Source organism: Ensifer sp. Root278, from assembly GCF_001429285.1.
Classification (GTDB): Bacteria; Pseudomonadota; Alphaproteobacteria; order Rhizobiales; family Rhizobiaceae; genus Ensifer.
In genome coordinates this window covers 201,009-218,943 of sequence record NZ_LMJJ01000041.1, presented here as the reverse complement: position 1 = coordinate 218,943, position 17,935 = coordinate 201,009, and the positions used below count along the sequence as shown (strand labels likewise).

The following is a 17,935-nucleotide window of genomic DNA, read 5'->3' as shown; positions in this document are numbered from 1 at the left end:
GACAATGGTACCAGCCACATTCCTGCTCATTGGACTAGCGCTCGTCGGCATTGCCTACAGCCTCTGGCACGCGCGAGCCTTCACCCGGCGGTTTCCGAATGCCGGCGAACTGATCGACATCGGCGGTTATCGCATGAACAGCGTGCACCTGCCGGCAGGCGAGCAGGCCGATCTCCTGCCCGTCATCTTCATCCATGGTGCCAGTGGCAATCTGCTCGATCAGTTGCATGCCTTCGCCCCAGCCCTTGATGGCCGCGCCGAGATGCTGTTCGTCGATCGTCCGGGTCACGGCTACTCCGAGCGGGGCGGAGCGGAAAACGACCTTCCGGACGGCCAGGCGACGGCGATCGCAAAGCTGATGGAAAAGCGCGGCATCCGTCGCGCGGTCATCGTCGGCCATTCCTTCGGCGGCGCCATCGCTGCGAGCTTCGCCCTGCATCACCCGGAAAAGACGGCCGGCCTCATCCTGCTGGCGCCCGCGACGCACCCCTGGCCAGGCGGCATCGAATGGTACTATCGCCTCACGGCGCTCCCCCTCGTCGGCTGGCTCTTCGCCCATACGCTGGTGACGCCCCTGGGGCAGCGCCGCATCGAAGGCGGCACACACTCGATTTTTTCACCCAATCCGCGGCCCGACGACTACATCGACAAGACCGGCCCGCATCTGGTGCTGCGTCCGGCGACCTTCCGCAACAATGCGCGCGACATAGCCAATCTCCATGCCTATCTGACCGCGACGGCACCCCGCTACCGCGAGATCACGGCACAGACCGTGATCATCACCGGCGATAGCGACGGCATCGTGCTGGCCGACATCCATTCCCGCGGGCTGGCGCGCGATATCCCCGGCGCGGAACTGCTGTGGATCGGCAATCTCGGCCACAAGCCCGACTATGTGGTCACGGACGTGGTCGTGGCTGCGCTCGAAAAGATGGCGGGCCAGCCGACGGATCTCGAGCAAATAAAAAGGCGGGCCGAAGCCCGCCTTATCATGTCGTCCGAAGCCATCGGCCAAGTCTGACCCGCTTCGCACTTTGCCAAGGCTGCATCAGATGCCGCTCATGCCGTCCGAACCGATATAGGCGATGCGCAGCATGTTGGTGGCGCCAGGCGTACCCAAGGGCACGCCGGCAGAGATGATGACGCGTTCGCCGGGCTTGCCGAAGCCTTCGGCCGCAACGATGCGGCAGGCACGGTTGACCATATCGTCGAGGTCCGTCGCGTCCTCGGTGACGACGCAATGCAGGCCCCAGACGACCGAGAGACGGCGTGCCGTCTGGACGATCGGCGAGAGAGCGATGATCGGAACCTGTGGCCGTTCGCGGGCGGCGCGAAGACCGGTGGTGCCGGACGAGGTGTAGCAGACGATCGCGGCAAGACGGAGCGTCTCGGCGATCTGGTGGGCAGCGAGCGAAATCGCGTCGGCACCGGTTGCCTCCGGCGGCGTGCGCTGCGCGTAGATGATGCTGGAATAGTGCGGGTCGCGCTCGACGTTGCTGGCGATCGACGCCATGGTCGACACGGCCTCCACCGGATACTCGCCCGAGGCCGATTCTGCCGACAGCATGACGGCATCGGCGCCTTCGAAGACGGCCGTCGCAACGTCGGAAACTTCGGCGCGCGTCGGAACGGGTGCGGAGATCATCGATTCCAGCATCTGCGTGGCAACAACCACCGGCTTGCCAGCGCGGCGACATGCGCGCGTCAGCTGCTTCTGCAGGCCCGGCACCGATTCCAGCGGCATTTCGACGCCGAGGTCGCCGCGCGCGACCATCAGCGCGTCCGAAAGCTCGATGATCTCATCAATGCGGTCGAGTGCCTGCGGCTTCTCGATCTTCGACATCAGGCCGACGCGGCCGCGGGCGATCTTGCGGACTTCGGCCAGGTCTTCCGGCCGCTGCACGAAGGAGAGCGCCACCCAGTCGATCTCGCCGGTGGCGAGAACGGCGTCGAGGTCAGCGCGGTCCTTGTCGGTCAGAACACCGACCGCGAGCAGCGTGTCCGGCAGGCTGACGCCCTTGCGGTCCGAAATCTTCGTTCCCGCGACGACCGTGGCCACGATGCTCTTGCCGTCGGTCTTCTCAGCGCGCAGATGCAGCTTGCCGTCGTCGATCAACAGGCGATGGCCGGGCTTGACCGCTTCGAGGATTTCCGGGTGCGGCAGGTAGACGCGCGTGTTGTCGCCGGGCACGTCCTTGTTGTCGAGCGTGAAGGTCTGGCCGACCTTGAGATCCACCTTGCCTTCTGCGAACTTGCCGACGCGCAGCTTCGGGCCCTGAAGATCGGCGAGAATGCCGATCGGCCGACCACAGTGGCTTTCCACCGTGCGGATGCGCTGAACCAGCGTGCGCATCACGTCGTGGCTCGCATGGCTCATGTTGATACGGAACAGATCAGCCCCGGCCTCGTGCAGCTTCTGGATCATCTGCTCATCGGAAGACGCCGGTCCGAGCGTGGCGAGGATTTTGACTTTTCTGTTCCGCTTCATCAATTCTGGCTTTCCTGCGTGCCGGGCGTTTCGGAGAGCTGAACCATCCAGCTCCCTTGCCGCCCCGTGTCGTATTCCTTGAATCCCATGCGCTGGAAGCCGCGGGCGAAGCAGTCCTGAACGCCCGCGATCTTGAACTCGTTCTCGGCGACGCACATGTTGACGTCACCGGTCCAGCGGCCGCCGCGGGCCGCATCTTCCGCGTAGAGATAATAGTATCGTGACTCAAGCTCGCCCTCGATCAGGGTCGCGCAGGTGGTGGCCGGAACCTGCCACCAGCCCTCCGTTACCCAGCCTTCCTTGGCCCGGTAACCGATCGCCACGCCGACGAGATTTTGTGTGCCGTTGCAGACGCGAAAATCGGCGCGCGCTTCATCGGCAAAGAGAAATGAGCTTGAGGTTGCCAGGAAAAACAGGAGGATGCCTCCCAGTGTCGTCAGCCCCGGCTTCGCTTTGGAAAAAGGATTTCTGGACACGGTTTCCGATGGAACTCCGTTTTGATTTGCGTGGCACTTTCTTGCGACGGCCAGCCCCGAAAGTCAACGTAACTCTAATCGATTACAATCGGCAAATTGCGTTCAAATTGCGCTAAACAGTTGCGCGTTTCTTGCGATTGACGCGCGTGCGTGCGATCAGCGAGGACGAGGCTAGACAAGAGACTGGACCGGCATGCAACACTATTCTCCCTATGAGATTATCGAAGCCAAGCCTGCAACCGGGCTCGTTTTGCTTGCCGACCACGCGATGAACCGGTTGCCGCCGGAATACGGCAGTCTCGGCCTGCCCGCCTCGGCATTCGAGCGGCATATCGCCTATGACATCGGTGTCGAGGCGTTGGTGCGGCGGCTCTCGCGAATACTCGATGCGCCGGCCGTGCTCGGTTGCTTCTCCCGCCTGCTGATCGATCCCAATCGCGGCGAGGACGACCCGACGCTGGTCATGAAGATCTCCGACGGCGCGATCGTGCCCGGCAACCACCCGATCAGCGCAGAGGAATGGGAGAACCGGCTGAACCGGTTCCACCGCCCCTATCATCGCGCCGTTTCCGAGACGATCGGCCGAAGCGCCGAGGCGCATGGCGCGGCACCGCTGGTCATTTCGATCCACTCCTACACACCGGCCTGGAAGGGTGTGGCCCGCCCCTGGCACGCCGCCGTGCTTTGGGACAACGATCCGCGTGCCGTCCTGCCGCTGATCGAGAAGCTCGAGGCGTCGGGCGATATCGTCGTCGGCAACAACGAACCCTATGACGGTGCGCTGCGCGGGGATACCATGTTCCGGCACTGCATGATGCCGGGTATTCCCCACGCCCTGATCGAGGTGCGCCAGGACCTGATCGCCGACGAGACGGGCGTTGCTGGCTGGGCCGAGCGGCTGGCGCCAATCCTTGCGGGTCTCAACGCCATGACCGAATTGCATCGCTACGAGCGCCACGCCTCCCGCACCGGCGCCTATTAGAGCTTGGGTCCGGAAGTACGCAGTAACCGAAGAGGATCAACGTCCATGACCGAACTGACCCCGGAGCAGCAGACGGCATTCGAGGCAGCCGCCTTTCGCCGTCTCGTCACCCATCTGCGCGAACGCGCCGATGTCCAGAACATCGACCTGATGAACCTCGCCGGCTTCTGCCGCAATTGTCTTTCCAACTGGTACCGAGAAGCCGCCGAAGAGGCAGGCGTTGCTCTCGCCAAGGAGGAATCGCGCGAGATCATCTACGGCATGCCCTATGAGGAATGGCGCGAGCTCCATCAAAGGGAAGCGACCGCCGAGCAGAAGGCAGCCTTCGAGATCAACAGGCCGAAGGAATAAGGGCGTTTCGGCGGCGCTTGCCACGGAATTGACCGCGTTGTTGCGCATTGACCCTTGACCTTGGCGGCCGTTTTCGGCACGTCACGGCACCCACGAAATTCAATTCCCCGTATCAAGGAGAAGACCATGTCGGATGCTCACGGCGTCGCACGCGATCAGCTTCGCGCTTTCATCGAGCGGATCGAACGCCTGGAAGAAGAAAAGAAGACCATCGCGGACGACATCAAGGACGTCTACGGCGAAGCCAAGTCCATGGGCTTCGACACCAAGATCCTGCGCAAGGTCATCTCGATCCGCAAGCAGGACCACGACGAGCGCATGGAACAGGAAGCGATCCTCGACACCTACCTCCAGGCGCTCGGCATGGTGCCGGCAGCCGCCGAAGAATAAGCAGGCTTGCAGGGCCGCCGACAGGCGGCCTCGTCCGGACAGCGATGGGGAGCAGGCTGCCCCCGACCCGACCAGAGACGACAGCACTCGAAAGCACGATACAGAATCAAAAAGCCCGCCGGTTCGGCGGGCTTTTTCGTGTCTGCTGTTCGGCCGAAGCTCAGTTCGTGCTGAACTTCTTCACTTCCATGAAGTTGACCGCATTGCCGCTGAAGCGGGCCGTGTCCACCGTGCCAGCGCCGTTCGAGAAGCCGGCGGCATAGACCGTGGTCGGTGCGGTGCGGAGCGACTTGCTGACGAAGCGCGGCGCCTTGACCGGCTTGGAGAGCGTCGCCACACGACCCGTCGTCAGCGCCCATTCGGAAATGATCTTCTGGGTCAGCTTCGGCTCGGTGCGGACCGACGAGCGGGTCGCTGCGTCGGCGTCGTTCTTCTTCGGTCGACCGCCCTTTGCCGGCGCTTCGGCCTGCGTGTCGAAGGCGTTGTCGAAGACGGCCGCACGGGCGTTCGTGTTCGACTGCGGCGCATAGGCCGCCATTTCGATCGGCTGTTGCGATACCGGCTCGCGCTGGGCCGGCGTCGGAGCAGCAAGCGCCACACGGGTCGCAGCCTCGGCGGCAACGTCACGCGGCGGCTCTGCGGACGCAACGACCGGGCGCTCCGCGAAGGACGGAACCACGACCTGCGCATCGGCAACGGCGGCAAGGGCCGCATCACCCGCGGGCCGCATGGCCGGAACCGGAACGAAACCAAGCGCCTGCACATCCGCGGAAGGATCGGCCGAAGCGACAAGCGTATTCATGTCGCGACGGTCAAGCATCTGCGGCACCGGCACCTTCATCGAGCCGAGATCGGCGAATTCGCTCGGCATTTCCGAGGTCTGCGGCAGGGCAGCAGCAAGCGCATCCTGGGCCGCGTTCTTCTGCGGCGCCACCAGCGCAACGGCTACGCCGCCATCGGCAGGTGCATCCTTGAAGGCAGGACGGACAGCCGGGACCGGCGCGTTGATGTTCTGTTCGGCTGTTGCAGTGGCAGCAGCTGTCGGTTCGGCAGCAACCGAGCCGGCGACACCTGGAAGCGCTTCCTGGGCAGCAGGAGCGGAAGCCGTCTGTACCTTGGCCGGCGCAGCGCCGCCTTCATCGTCAGCGCCAGGACCGGCTGCGATCGCCGAGGGTTCTTCATCCTCGTCGCCGCCACCGCCAAAGAGCATGGCGAACAGGTTGCCGCGACGCTTGCCGCTTGCGCTATCGCCAGGACCGGTTGCACCGCCACCGGCGACTTCGATCGCCGAGGCACCGACGCGACGTTTGTAGTCGGCGACCGCCTGGTCATAACCCGGAAGCGGCTTGCCATCGGACGGCAGATGCATGGTCTTGCCATCAGGGAAGAGGCGAGCGAGTTCGGCGCGGCTCATGCGCGGCCAGGCGCGAACGCCGCCAACATCCATGTGAACGAAAGGCGAGCCGGAGGTCGGGTAATAGCCGACGCCACCCACCTGGAACTTCACGCCGATTTCGCGCAGCGTCTTCAGCTTCACGTCGGGAAGGTAGAAGTCCATTGCCTTGCCGAGCATGTGCTGGCTCTTCTTGGCGACACCCTTCGAGCGAGAACGCAGCATGCCGTTGGTTGCCGGCGAACGATAGGCCGAGACGACGTGAATATAATCGCGCGAACCGCTCTTCTGGTAGACTTCCCAGACGAGGTCGAGCAGGCGCGGGTCCATCTTGGTGGGTTCGTTGCGACGCCAGTCGCGAAGGAATCGGTTGATCTCCTGAAGGCCCTTGGTGTCGTAACGGCCATTGCGCTTGAAGGTGATCTGCGCCTTTTCCTGGGTATGAATGAAATAGAGTTTCAGTGTCCGGGTCTGGCCCGCGGCCTCTACGGGAGGCGCGAAACCTGGAGTCACGAGGGAAGCCGCAATAGCAACGGATGTAAGAACCTGCGGCACCTTACGGGTAAAGGCCGCGCAGACTCTCGCTAAGGAGCCGAGCGGCTTCTTAAAACCGAACAAATTTGGCATTCAATCCCCGTCCGACGGACAACCGTGCTTCGCTGTCTCAGATGACTGTCAAATAAGGTGACAGCATGGCAAATATGCCACAGTCGTCACCGCCCCTTATAATATAGTGAACACTTCACTAACAAGGTCTAAACGGCGGTGACTGAATAGCAGGGCTAATGAATTGTGAATGCGTCGATTTTATGCCGCCTCCCTCAATGGGTTCTCGGGATCGATGCCATAATCCTTCAGCTTGCGGTAGAGAGTAGACCGGCCGATGCCGAGCTTGCGAGCCACCTGGCTCATCTGTCCGCGGTAGAATTTGAGCGCAAAACGAATCAGTTCCTCTTCCACTTCGGCGAGTTTGCGGACGTCACCACCCTCGTCGACGCTGGCGATCGCGTTGTCCATCCGCGGGTCGTGCCCGGCATCGCCTTCCATCGATTTCGCCGCACTCGCGAAGTCCGGATAGACATTCGGCACCTGTTCCGCCGGCCCGCTTTCCCGTTCCGGACCGGCTTCGCCCCAGGAGAAGCCGGAGCGGTCGGAAACGACGTAGCCCGGGATCTGGGTGGCGATCTGCGGAAAATCCTTCACCGTCAGCTCGTTGCCTTCGGCAAGCACAACAGCCCGGAAGATCGCGTTTTCGAGCTGCCGGATGTTGCCTGGCCAGTCATAGGCAGTCAGCAGCGCCAAGGCGCCGCTCGAAATGGCGAGCGGTGTGTGCAGGCGCTGCTCGGCGGCAAAACGCTCGACGAAGGAACGCACCAGAACCGGGATGTCTTCCTTGCGCCGACGCAGCGCCGGGATGGTGATCGGGAAGACGTTGAGGCGGTAATAGAGGTCCTCGCGGAACCGGCCCTCGCGCACTTCGTTGATCAGGTCCTTGTTGGTGGCCGAGATCAGCCGCACATTGACCCGGTGCGGATGGCGCGCGCCGATCGTCTCGATCTCGCCCTGCTGCACGGCACGCAACAGCTTCACCTGGACTTCGAGCGGCAGGTCGCCGATCTCGTCGAGGAACAGGGTGCCGCCGTCGGCATCGACGAACTTGCCGGTGTGTTTTTCCGTCGCGCCGGTAAAGGCGCCCTTTTCGTGGCCGAAGAGAATGCTCTCGACCAGGTTATGCGGGATCGCGCCACAATTGACGGTGACGAAGGGCTTGCCGACCCGGTCGCTCGCCGACTGGATGGCGCGGGCCACCATTTCCTTGCCGACGCCGGACTCGCCTTCGAGCACGATCGGAATATTGGACTGGGCGGCACGGCGCGCCAGGTCGATCACCCGGATCATCGCCGGGCTTGCCGAAACGATGTCCTCGAAGCCGACGGCGCCGCCGCGCGGACGGCGCGAGGTTTTGACCTTGCCGTCGCGGCTCGCCATCTTCAGCGCATTGCTGATCGCGACCGACAGCCGCTCCGGAGAGACGGGCTTCACCAGGAAGTCGAAGGCACCCGCCTGCATCGCGTGAACCACGGTTTCGATGCCGCCCTGGCCGGTCTGTACGATGACAGGCATATCGACGCCGCGCTCGGCCAGCGCTTCAAGGAAGCCGTGCCCGTTCATCTCCGGCATCAACAGGTCGAGCAGAATGACGTTGATCATGCCGCCCTTGCGCTCCAGGAGCTCCAGACCGCTGCGGCCATTGTCGGCGAGATGCGCTACATGGCCGAGACGCTCGATCATGTTCGTCAACAACCGGCGCTGCACCGGATCGTCATCAATGACCAGAATATGTGATGTCACGGAAGCCTCCTGCTTTGGACACGCAGTACTATTTGGCCAACCTCATGTGCCAAATGACGTCAGGCATCTGTGCCATAAAGGGCTGAACATCATGTTTTGAGAAATGCTTGCATTTTATCCATTGCCGGCGATAGCAATGGAACCCATATCGCTTGCCCTCTTCCTGTCACGAACGAGAGAAATCCGACGATGACCTTCCGCCCCTTCGCTCCCGAGCAATCCGCTGTCCGCGCCGCCGCCGGGCAATCCCATGGCGCTACCGCGGATCTCGGCGACCTGCCCTCCTGGCGGCTCGAAGATCTCTATCCGTCGGCCGCATCGGATGCCTTTCGCAACGACCTGAAAAAGGCCGAGACCGAAGCGACCGCCTTCGAAACCAAGTGGAAGGGCAAGCTGGCCGAGGCCGCGACGAAGCGTGGTGACGACGGCATCGGCGCCGCCGTCCGGGAGTTCGAAGCGCTCGAAGATGTCATGGGCCGCATCGCTTCCTTTGCCGGCCTCACCTATTTCTCGGACACGTCCAAGCCCGAGAACGGCAAGCTTTATGGCGACGTACAGTCGAAGCTCACCGACATGTCGGCGCATTTGCTGTTCTTCTCGCTGGAGCTCAATCGGATCGATGACGCGATCCTCGACAAGGCGCTGGAAAACGATGCGCTTGCCGCGCACTACAGGCCCTGGCTGACCGACCTGCGCATGGACAAGCCCTATCAGCTCGACGACAAGCTGGAGCAGCTTTTCCTGGAAAAATCGATGACGGGTGCTGCCGCCTTCAACCGGCTGTTCGACGAGACGATGACGAGCCTCACCTTCAGCGTCGATGGCGAAGCCCTGCCGCTGGAAGTCGCCCTGAACCTGTTGCAGGATCCGGCGACAGAGGTCCGCAAGAAGGCGGCGATGGCGCTTGCCGAAACCTTCAAGGCCAATATCCGCACCTTCACGCTGATCACCAACACGTTGGCCAAGGACAAGGAAATCTCCGACCGCTGGCGCGGTTTTCAGGACATCGCCGACAGCCGCCATCTGGCGAACCGCGTCGAGCGCGAAGTTGTCGATGCGCTGGCCGAAGCCGTCAAATCCGCCTATCCGCGCCTGTCGCATCGCTACTACACGATGAAGGCAAAATGGCTCGGCATGCAGGAGATGGATTTCTGGGATCGCAATGCGCCGTTGCCGGAAACGCCGAACGCGCTGATTTCCTGGAACGAAGCCAAGGACACGGTTCTCTCCGCCTACAATGCCTTCGATCCGGAAATGGCCGCGATCGCCCGCCGCTTCTTCGACGAGAGCTGGATCGACGCGCCGGTGCGGCCGGGCAAGGCACCCGGCGCCTTCGCCCATCCGACGGTACCATCCGCGCACCCCTACGTGCTCGTCAATTACATGGGCAAGCCGCGCGACGTCATGACGCTTGCACACGAACTCGGCCACGGCGTGCACCAGGTGCTGGCCGGGGGACAGGGCGCGCTGATGGCGTCTACTCCGCTGACCCTGGCTGAAACCGCGTCCGTGTTCGGCGAGATGCTGACCTTCCGCGCGCTGCTCGACCGGACGAAGGACAAGCGCGAGCGCAAGGCCATGCTTTCCCAGAAGGTCGAGGACATGATCAACACGGTCGTGCGCCAGATCGCCTTCTACGAGTTCGAGCGCAAGGTCCACACTGCCCGCAAGGAAGGCGAACTGACGGCTGACGACATCGGCAAGCTGTGGCTGTCGGTGCAGAACGAGAGCCTCGGGCCGGCGATCCGAATCTCCGAAGGCTACGAGACCTATTGGGCCTATATCCCCCACTTCGTCCACTCGCCTTTCTACGTCTACGCCTATGCCTTCGGCGACTGCCTGGTGAACTCGCTCTACGCCGTCTACCAGAACGCCGAAAAAGGCTTCCAGGAGAAGTACTTCGAACTGTTGAAGGCCGGCGGCACCAAGCACCATTCCGAGTTGCTCGCGCCCTTTGGCCTCGATGCCACCGATCCGTCGTTCTGGGCACAGGGACTGTCGATGATCGAAGGGCTCATCGACGAACTCGAGGCGCTTGATAAGGCCTGATCCGGGCACAGGTCCGGATCACGGCGCGATCGACAAGACGACTTTATGAGCGACACCGCACCCTATGTGCTGTTCCGGGACGACAGCGAAAACCGCACCACGGTTTTCGCTGAGCCTTCGCGCATCGTCACCGCGCGCACGAAAGCCGAATTCACCCGCGGCCTTGCCGAGCTCGAGCGCGCCCACAAGGCGGGCAAGTGGCTCGCCGGCTTCATGTCCTACGAGGCCGGCCACCTCTTCGAGCAGAAACTCGCAAGGTTTGCCGAGGAGGGCCGCGAAACGCCGTTGATGTCCTTCGGCATCTTCGACGCGCCCTCGGAAGACCATCCCCTCGCCGAGCCGCAGCGCCGGACCGAGAACGAACCCTTCCTCGCTGAGCCACGCGCCGGCTGGGACTTCGGCACCTACCGCGAGCGCTTCGATCGTCTGCACCAGCATCTGCGCCAGGGTGATTGCTACCAGGCCAACCTGACGATGCCGATCCGTGCCCGCTGGTCTGGCGATCCGCGCGCCGCCTTCTGGTCGCTGATCGACCGCCAGCCGGTGAAATACGGGGCGCTGGTTGCGCTTGACGGGCCGGTCCTCCTGTCGCGTTCGCCGGAACTCTTCTTCCGCGTCGATGCGGACGGCTGGATCGAGACGCACCCGATGAAGGGTACGGCCAAGCGCGGCGCCTCTGCGGCCGAAGACGCCGAGATCATCGCGACCATGCGCGCCGACGAAAAGACCCAGGCTGAAAACCGGATGATCGTCGATCTCCTGCGCAACGACATCTCGCGTATCACCGAAGTCGGCACACTCAGCGTCCCCAAGCTCTTCGAAATCGAGACCTACCCGACCGTGCACCAGATGGTGAGCCATGTTCGGGCAAAGCTCCTACCCGAGATCGGTATCGAGGACATCTTCGCCGCCCTGTTCCCCTGCGGCTCGATCACCGGCGCGCCGAAGATGCGGGCCATGGAAATCCTGCACGACCTCGAAGACGGACCGCGCGACGCCTATTGCGGCGCCATCGGCTTCATCGCCCCGAGCGGGATCATGCGCTTCAGCGTCGCCATCCGCACGATTTCGCTTTTCCCCAACGGCGAGGCTATCTTCAATGTCGGCGGCGGCATCGTCTTCGACAGCAACGCCCGGTCCGAATATGACGAATGCCTGCTGAAGGCCCGCTTCGCCATTGGCGACGACAAGATCGCGCTCGGCGACGACAAGATCGCGCTGGGCGATGACGAGATCGCACGATGACGGACTTCTCGCTGATCGAAACGCTGCGCTACGAGCCCGAAAACGGCTTCGTCCGATCGCGCCTGCATCTGGCGCGGCTGAAGCGATCGGCGCGACGTCTCGGTTTTTCCGGAGCGGAAGGGGCAGAAGCGGCCTTGCTGGCCGCGGTGAAGAGCGGCGACGACAAGCTCGCACACCGGGTACGGCTCGAGCTTTTCCCCGACGGACGCATCGAGGTAAAGGCCGCACCGTTCGTACCGTTGTCGGACGATACGATCTGGCGGGTGCGGATCGCCGCCACCCGGCTCAACTCGCGCGATCCGCTGCTGCGCTACAAGACCAGCCGCCGGGCGGCCTATGAAACGGCCCGCAGCGAATATGCAGCGAGCGAGGCTGACGAGGTTCTTCTGCTCAACGAGAAGGGCGAGGTCTGCGAAGGCACGATCACCTCGGTTTTCCTCGACGACGGTAGCGGTGTCCTGAAGACACCGCCGATCGCCTGCGGGCTGCTCGCCGGTGTGCTTCGTACCGAACTCATCTGCCAACGACGCGCGCGGGTAGCGCGCCTTTCGCCGGCGGATCTTACAAGTGGAACGCTCTATGTCGGCAATTCGCTACGCGGTATGATCCGGGTGAGACTCCTGGTCTGAACCGGGTAGCGTGTAGCGTCTGACCCGATCCCGCCCATCGCGCTTGGCGAGGTAGAGCGCCTGGTCGGCGCGCGCATAGAGATCGCTGACGGAATCGCCATCACGATATTCCGCGAGCCCGACCGAACAGGTGTAGAAGAACTCCGGAATATTCTCGAGCGGCCGGGAGCTTCTGACCCTTTCGAGCAGACGGTCGAGAATGCGATTGCCTTCGCTGATGGTGGTATCAGGCAGGATGAGCATGAATTCCTCACCGCCGATCCGGCCGAAGCAATCCGAGCGGCGCACGAATTCCTGCATTTGACGCGCGAAGTCGAGCAGAACCTCGTCGCCGCGCTGGTGCCCGTGGCGGTCGTTGATCGCCTTGAAATAATCGATGTCGATGATCGCGACGCAACCCCACATATGCGGATTTTCGGCACAATTGGCGATGAATTCAGTCAACCGCCCCATCGTGTAGCGACGGTTGGGCACACTGGTCAGCTCGTCGACCTGGGCCGCCCGAAGCGCGAAATCGCGGTCCTGCCGGAGCTCGCGCTCGCCCGCATGGATAGTGGTGACATCGACGGCAATGCAAAGCATATAGCCGTCGGAATCCACCGTCTCCGTCATCCACAGCCAGCGGCCGTCATGCAAGTCGGTTTCCATGGCACGAAAAGGCACTTTGCCGCGCCGGTGAGCCGTCGAGGCAATCCAGGCGTTGACGTCGTCGGTTTTCAGGACGGTCCCCTGACCGGCCGCGTAGTTGCGGCGCATGATCTCCGCCCAGGTCGGGCTCTCGTCTGGACCGACGTGATAGGCCGCGCGAAATGCCGTGTTGGCAAACCGCAATCGATCGTGCTGATCGTAGAGCGCGATCAGTACGGGTGTTTTGCTCTGTAAGGCCGCAAGAGCCTTGAGATGACTACCGGTCACGGTCTGTCACGCCTCCGGGTCGGACAATATCAATCATGGCGCGAAGCGGATGCTTCAGACGAAGCTATAGCACGAAGTGCTTGTGACAAGCGTTTACGCGTGTGAAACGATGGGGATATGGTTAAATCACCGTCTTGGACCGGCCGAAGTGCATGAAGCATACGCCCTACGACGGTTCCTCCAAGCCCCTCACCATCGGCCTTGCCCAGCTCGATCCCGATCGCTGGATCGAGCCTGACGAACAGCTACAGCACTATCTCTCAGAAAAGAAGTGCCTTCTTGCGGAAGCGTGAGGCAGTCGCGGCCCTGCTTTCGATCGCCGGTTAAGCACTATCTCAGATAGCGGTTGACCCGCCGGCTCTTTATTGTGACAGCGATCTATGCTCTACAGCGCCCGCGTGCCGCATTCGGCACCGAAGCCGCTGCGGCACACCCGTCAAGCTGGAACAGCGGCACCAGCCGCTTCCTCATGCTTAGTCACCCACCGTCACAGGAAAGTTTCCTCAGGAGTAAGACAAAAATGGCAGATACCACCTACCCGGTTTACGGCGAGATCACCGGTCCGATCGTCATGATCGGTTTCGGTTCGATCGGTCGCGGCACCCTGCCGCTGATCGAGCGCCACTTCAAATACGACAAGAACCGGTTGATCGTGGTCGAACCCCGTGAGGACGCCGCCGACAACGAGATTTTCGAACGGCATGGCGTACGTCACGTTCGCGCTCATGTGACGAAGGACAACTACAAGGAACTGCTGAAGCCGCTGCTCACCGAAGGCGAAGGCCAGGGCTTCTGCGTCAACCTGTCGGTCGATACCGGCTCGCTCGACCTGATCAAGATGTGCCGCAAGCTCGACGTTCTCTACATCGACACGGTCGTTGAGCCGTGGCTCGGTTTCTATTTCGACGCCGAAATGGACAATTCCGAGCGCACCAACTATGCGCTGCGCGAAACCGTTCGCAAGGAAAAGGAAAAGAACCCGGGCGGCACCACGGCCGTTTCCACCTGCGGCGCCAACCCCGGCATGGTCTCCTGGTTCGTCAAGCAGGGCCTCTTGAACCTCGCCAACGACCTCGGCGTGAAGTTTGAAGAGCCGCATCAGGACGACCGCGAAGGCTGGGCGAAGCTGATGAAGAAGGTCGGCGTCAAGGGCGTGCACATTGCCGAGCGCGACACGCAGCTGACGAAGAAGCCGAAGCCGCTCGACGTGTTCTGGAACACGTGGTCGGTCGAGGGCTTCATCTCCGAAGGTCTGCAGCCGGCCGAACTCGGCTGGGGCACCCATGAAAACTGGATGCCGAAGAACGCCAAGAAGCACAAGAAGGGCTGCAAGGCTGCGATCTACCTGGAGCAGCCGGGCGCCAACACCCGCGTACGCACCTGGTGCCCGACGCCTGGCCCGCAGTACGGCTTCCTTGTCACCCACAACGAGGCGATCTCGATCTCGGACTTCTTCACCGTTCGCGATAAGGACGGCGAAGTGACGTACCGTCCGACCTGCCACTACGCCTACCATCCGGCCAACGACGCGGTCCTGTCGCTGCACGAGATGTTCGGCAACGGCGGCAACGCCCAGCCGGTCCATCACGTTCTCGACGAGAAGGAACTGGTTGAGGGCCTCGACGAACTGGGCGTCCTGCTCTACGGCCACGACAAGAATGCCTATTGGTTCGGCTCGCGCCTGTCTCTGGAAGAGACCCGCCGCATCGCTCCCTACCAGAACGCCACCGGCATGCAGGTAACCTCTGCGGTTCTCGCCGGCATGGTCTGGGCGATTGAAAACCCGAAGGCCGGCATCGTCGAAGCCGACGAGATGGACTACAAGCGCTGCCTGGAAGTACAGCTTCCCTATCTCGGTCCGGTTGAAGGCCACTACACCGACTGGACCCCGCTCGACGGTCGTCCGGGCCTGTTCCCGGAAGACATCGACACCAAGGATCCCTGGCAGTTCAAGAACATCCTCGTTCGCTAAGCTTTTGACGTAAAACGTCATCCGGCCCGGGGCACGACCGTGTCCCGGGCCTTTTCATCTGTGCGGGAAAAGGCGCCGGCCGCCCCCTGCCGCTCTTGCTTTCAACTCATGATCGCGGCATGGTCATGCCGGAATGAAACAGTCCGCTCGGCCCAATGCGGGGAAATCGCCTATGAAGCCATTCGCAGTTCTGACCCTAATCGCAACCGCTGCGGCCTTGGCGTCCTGCCAGTCGTCGCCCCGGATCATCGATGAGGGCGGGCCGTCGCGCCAGGCGACCGGCGTCGAAGGCTCCTGGGTGGACCCGAACGGCATCGTCTCGACTTTTGCGGGCGGCACCTTCTCGACCCGCACGACCGACACCAACCAGCTGCTTGCTTCGGGCAACTACGTCAAGACGAGCCCGACGCTCGTCGAGATCAACATGACCTCGCTCGTGCGCAATACCCAGTCCAAGGTCGCTTGCGCCCTGGTCACGCAGAACCAGCTCAATTGCACCACCGATGCCGGCGCGCAGTTCTCGCTGGCGCGGCGCGGCTAAAACAGCGCATACGCAAGTATCGAAGCCCCCGATCGGGGGCTTTTTTTGTTGCAGGATCGCAGCTTAACCTCGTTATAAATTGACAAAGCGAGCTTGGTTTTAGCGCTTGAAGTCACCTTCAAGTGATGAAAACATCCGGCCCGGCAAAGCCACTCCGACCGTGGGGAACGGTTCCGTCTTGACGGCTCCGGAAACGGTCGGCTGACAACCGGCAAACAGGAGAACATCATGATCAGACACATGCGGACCGGCCTGATGACCGCGTCCATTCTTGCCCTCTCCTCGGGCGCAGCCTTCGCCGATTATGAGCTGAACATCCTGCACATCAACGACCTCCATTCCCGCATCGAGTCGATCAACAAGTTCGACTCGACCTGCTCGGCGGAAGAGGAAGGCAAGAACGAGTGCTTCGGCGGCGTCGCCCGTCTGAAGGCCCTGATCGACACGAAGCGCCAGGAACTCTCCGGCAAGAACGTGCTGCTGCTCAATGCCGGCGACAATTTCCAGGGCTCGCTGTTCTTCACCACCTATAAGGGCCTGGCCGAAGCCGAGTTCCTCAACCTGATGAAGTTCGACGCGATGACCGTGGGCAACCACGAATTCGACGAGAGCGAAGACGGCCTGGCCGGCTTCCTCGATAAGATTACCTTCCCTGTCGTCACCGCCAACGTCCTGCCGAGCCACAAGTCGAAGATCGGCGACCGCATCAAGCCGTCGATCGTGCTCGACGTCGGCGGCCAGAAGGTTGGCATCGTCGGCGCCGTCGCCAACGACACGCCGGAACTGTCCTCGCCCGGCCCAGACATCCTGATCGGCGATGACGTTGCCACCACCACGGCCGCCGTCGAAGAACTGAAGAAGCAGGGCGTCGACAAGATTATTGCGCTGACCCATGTCGGCTATCCGCGCGATCTCGCAGCGATTGCCAAGATCCCGGACGTCGATATCGTCGTCGGCGGCCACTCGCACAGCCTCTTGTCCAACACCGACCCGAAAGCCGAGGGTCCTTACCCGACGATGGTCGACAATCCCGGTGGCTACAAGGTTCCGGTCGTCCAGGCCGCATCCTACACCAAGTATCTCGGCGATCTCGTCGTCACCTTCGACGACAAGGGCGTCGTCAAAGCCGCCAAGGGCGATCCGATCCTGGTCGACTCGTCCGTCAAGCCGGATGAGGCCGTGCTGGCGCGCGTCGCCGAACTCGGCAAACCGATCGAGGAATTGCGCTCGAAGATCATCGCCAAGACCGAAGCGCCGATCGACGGCTCTCGTGAGAATTGCCGCACCAAGGAATGCGAAATGGGCAGCCTGCTCACCGACGCCATGCTCGACCGCGTCAAGGGCCAGGGTGTCACCATCGCCATCACCAACGGCGGCGGCCTGCGCGCCTCGATCGACGCCGGCGACGTTTCGATGGGCGAAGCGATCACCGTTCTGCCGTTCCAGAACACCGTCGCGACCTTCCAGATCAAGGGCGACGGCATCCGTGAAGCGCTGGAAAACGGCCTCAGCAAGCTCGAGGAAGGCGGCGGCCGCTTCCCGCAGGTGGCCGGCATGAAGTTCTCCTTCGACAAGTCGAAGCCGGTCGGCAGCCGTGTCGTCTCGGTCGAGGTGAAGGAAGGCGAAGGCTACGTCGCCCTCGATCCGGCCAAGACCTATTCGCTCGTCACCAACAACTACATGCGCAATGGCGGCGACGGCTACGACATCTTCAAGGAGAAGGGTGAAAACGCCTACGACTACGGTCCGGGCCTCGAAACCGTGCTCGCCGACTATCTCGCTGCCCACCAGCCGTTCAAGCCCTATACCGATGGCCGCATCACCGAGGTCGCTTCGGCAGCAGGTGCTGCACCGGCGGAACCGGCAACGGAAACGAAGCCGGCGACGGGCACCGACACCACGGCAACCCAACCGGCAGCAACCTCCGGCGATGCATCAGCGCCCGCGGCAAGCGGCCCTCAGAAGCACGTGATCGCCAAGGGCGACACGCTCTGGGACCTCGCCAAGTCGTACTACGGCGAAGGCTCGCTGTGGAAGAAGATCTCCGAAGCCAACGGCAAGCCGGCGCCGCGCGCGCTGCATGTCGGCACGGAACTGGAAATTCCGGCAAAGTAAGACAATTTGCCTCTACCTTCAGAGCCGGCGCGGGCTT

Annotated in this window: 14 protein-coding genes and 2 pseudogenes; 11 read left to right on the top strand and 5 right to left on the bottom strand. The window is 62.5% G+C overall.

The annotated features are described in order from the left end of the window. Positions 1-4: 4 nt before the first annotated feature. The gene (locus ASE60_RS26885; protein WP_082616139.1) at positions 5-1,021 is read left to right on the top strand and encodes an alpha/beta hydrolase; all 1,017 of its coding nucleotides are present in this window, start codon (positions 5-7) and stop codon (positions 1,019-1,021) included. A gap of 27 nt (positions 1,022-1,048) precedes the next feature. On the opposite strand, the gene pyk is transcribed toward ASE60_RS26885, so the two are convergent. After that, positions 1,049-2,488, bottom strand: coding sequence for a pyruvate kinase (pyk, locus tag ASE60_RS26880; protein ID WP_057254648.1), 1,440 nt, complete (start codon positions 2,486-2,488; stop codon positions 1,049-1,051). Then, a pseudogene (locus ASE60_RS26875) lies at positions 2,488-2,868 on the bottom strand (DUF1036 domain-containing protein); the annotation flags it as partial. The pseudogene ASE60_RS26875 and the gene pyk, both read right to left, overlap by 1 nt. Before the next feature lie 289 nt (positions 2,869-3,157). On the opposite strand from ASE60_RS26875, the gene ASE60_RS26870 reads away from it, so the two are divergent. The 3 genes from ASE60_RS26870 to ASE60_RS26860 all read left to right on the top strand — a co-directional run bounded on the left by ASE60_RS26870 (position 3,158) and on the right by ASE60_RS26860 (position 4,687). After that, a complete protein-coding gene (locus ASE60_RS26870) occupies positions 3,158-3,946 on the top strand; it encodes an N-formylglutamate amidohydrolase (RefSeq protein WP_057254646.1) in 789 nt (262 codons plus the stop codon). A gap of 45 nt (positions 3,947-3,991) precedes the next feature. Beyond that, positions 3,992-4,297: a DUF1244 domain-containing protein gene (locus ASE60_RS26865; RefSeq protein WP_057254645.1), complete on the top strand. Its 306-nt coding sequence runs from the start codon at positions 3,992-3,994 to the stop codon at positions 4,295-4,297. A 126-nt stretch (positions 4,298-4,423) separates the two neighbouring features. Then, entirely contained in the window at positions 4,424-4,687 is a 264-nt protein-coding gene (locus ASE60_RS26860) for a DUF2312 domain-containing protein (RefSeq protein ID WP_057254644.1), read from the top strand. Between the two features lie 160 nt (positions 4,688-4,847). Here the strand turns inward: ASE60_RS26860 and ASE60_RS26855 are convergent, their stop codons facing one another. Both ASE60_RS26855 and ASE60_RS26850 read right to left on the bottom strand, forming a co-directional pair. Then, complete coding sequence (locus ASE60_RS26855; protein ID WP_057254643.1) at positions 4,848-6,707, bottom strand: DUF882 domain-containing protein; 1,860 nt, start codon at positions 6,705-6,707, stop codon at positions 4,848-4,850. A 180-nt stretch (positions 6,708-6,887) separates the two neighbouring features. Then, the gene (locus ASE60_RS26850; protein WP_057254642.1) at positions 6,888-8,432 is read right to left on the bottom strand and encodes a sigma-54 dependent transcriptional regulator; all 1,545 of its coding nucleotides are present in this window, start codon (positions 8,430-8,432) and stop codon (positions 6,888-6,890) included. Positions 8,433-8,621: 189 nt separating this feature from the next. Here ASE60_RS26850 and ASE60_RS26845 point away from each other — a divergent pair, with 189 nt between their 5' ends. From ASE60_RS26845 to ASE60_RS26835, 3 genes are read left to right on the top strand one after another with little or no spacing between them, the layout of a single operon-like run. Then, the gene (locus ASE60_RS26845) at positions 8,622-10,481 is read left to right on the top strand and encodes a M3 family oligoendopeptidase (RefSeq protein WP_057254641.1); all 1,860 of its coding nucleotides are present in this window, start codon (positions 8,622-8,624) and stop codon (positions 10,479-10,481) included. Positions 10,482-10,526: 45 nt separating this feature from the next. Continuing rightward, complete coding sequence (locus tag ASE60_RS26840) at positions 10,527-11,726, top strand: aminodeoxychorismate synthase component I (protein WP_057254640.1); 1,200 nt, start codon at positions 10,527-10,529, stop codon at positions 11,724-11,726. After that, complete coding sequence (locus ASE60_RS26835; RefSeq protein ID WP_057254639.1) at positions 11,723-12,355, top strand: aminotransferase class IV family protein; 633 nt, start codon at positions 11,723-11,725, stop codon at positions 12,353-12,355. Before ASE60_RS26840 ends, ASE60_RS26835 begins: the two co-directional genes overlap by 4 nt. Here the strand turns inward: ASE60_RS26835 and ASE60_RS26830 are convergent. Continuing rightward, positions 12,320-13,270, bottom strand: a complete 951-nt coding sequence (locus ASE60_RS26830) for a GGDEF domain-containing protein (RefSeq protein ID WP_057254638.1) — start codon at positions 13,268-13,270, stop codon at positions 12,320-12,322. The two genes, ASE60_RS26835 and ASE60_RS26830, sit on opposite strands and share 36 nt — an antisense overlap. 152 nt (positions 13,271-13,422) lie before the next feature. On the opposite strand from ASE60_RS26830, the pseudogene ASE60_RS34905 reads away from it, so the two are divergent. The 4 genes and pseudogenes from ASE60_RS34905 to ASE60_RS26815 all read left to right on the top strand — a co-directional run. After that, positions 13,423-13,554: pseudogene (locus tag ASE60_RS34905) on the top strand (DUF3445 domain-containing protein); the annotation flags it as partial. Between the two features lie 236 nt (positions 13,555-13,790). Beyond that, on the top strand, positions 13,791-15,242 hold the full coding sequence (locus tag ASE60_RS26825) for a homospermidine synthase (RefSeq protein WP_057254637.1): 1,452 nt from the start codon (positions 13,791-13,793) through the stop codon (positions 15,240-15,242). A 172-nt stretch (positions 15,243-15,414) separates the two neighbouring features. Next, the gene (gene omp10, locus ASE60_RS26820) at positions 15,415-15,783 is read left to right on the top strand and encodes an outer membrane lipoprotein Omp10 (protein WP_057254636.1); all 369 of its coding nucleotides are present in this window, start codon (positions 15,415-15,417) and stop codon (positions 15,781-15,783) included. A 228-nt stretch (positions 15,784-16,011) separates the two neighbouring features. After that, positions 16,012-17,898 (top strand): 5'-nucleotidase C-terminal domain-containing protein, encoded by a 1,887-nt coding sequence (locus tag ASE60_RS26815; protein WP_057254635.1) that lies wholly within the window; start codon positions 16,012-16,014, stop codon positions 17,896-17,898. The last annotated feature ends 37 nt before the right edge of the window (positions 17,899-17,935 follow it).

Excerpts from the sequence above, each read along its gene's own strand:
- ASE60_RS26885 (WP_082616139.1), top strand. The coding sequence starts at position 5 with ATGGTACCAGCCACATTCCTGCTCATTGGACTAGCGCTCGTCGGCATT.
- pyk (WP_057254648.1), bottom strand. The coding sequence starts at position 2,488 with ATGAAGCGGAACAGAAAAGTCAAAATCCTCGCCACGCTCGGACCGGCG.
- ASE60_RS26870 (WP_057254646.1), top strand. The coding sequence starts at position 3,158 with ATGCAACACTATTCTCCCTATGAGATTATCGAAGCCAAGCCTGCAACC.
- ASE60_RS26865 (WP_057254645.1), top strand. The coding sequence starts at position 3,992 with ATGACCGAACTGACCCCGGAGCAGCAGACGGCATTCGAGGCAGCCGCC.
- ASE60_RS26860 (WP_057254644.1), top strand. The coding sequence starts at position 4,424 with ATGTCGGATGCTCACGGCGTCGCACGCGATCAGCTTCGCGCTTTCATC.
- ASE60_RS26855 (WP_057254643.1), bottom strand. The coding sequence starts at position 6,707 with ATGCCAAATTTGTTCGGTTTTAAGAAGCCGCTCGGCTCCTTAGCGAGA.
- ASE60_RS26845 (WP_057254641.1), top strand. The coding sequence starts at position 8,622 with ATGACCTTCCGCCCCTTCGCTCCCGAGCAATCCGCTGTCCGCGCCGCC.
- ASE60_RS26840 (WP_057254640.1), top strand. The coding sequence starts at position 10,527 with ATGAGCGACACCGCACCCTATGTGCTGTTCCGGGACGACAGCGAAAAC.
- ASE60_RS26835 (WP_057254639.1), top strand. The coding sequence starts at position 11,723 with ATGACGGACTTCTCGCTGATCGAAACGCTGCGCTACGAGCCCGAAAAC.
- ASE60_RS26825 (WP_057254637.1), top strand. The coding sequence starts at position 13,791 with ATGGCAGATACCACCTACCCGGTTTACGGCGAGATCACCGGTCCGATC.
- omp10 (WP_057254636.1), top strand. The coding sequence starts at position 15,415 with ATGAAGCCATTCGCAGTTCTGACCCTAATCGCAACCGCTGCGGCCTTG.
- ASE60_RS26815 (WP_057254635.1), top strand. The coding sequence starts at position 16,012 with ATGATCAGACACATGCGGACCGGCCTGATGACCGCGTCCATTCTTGCC.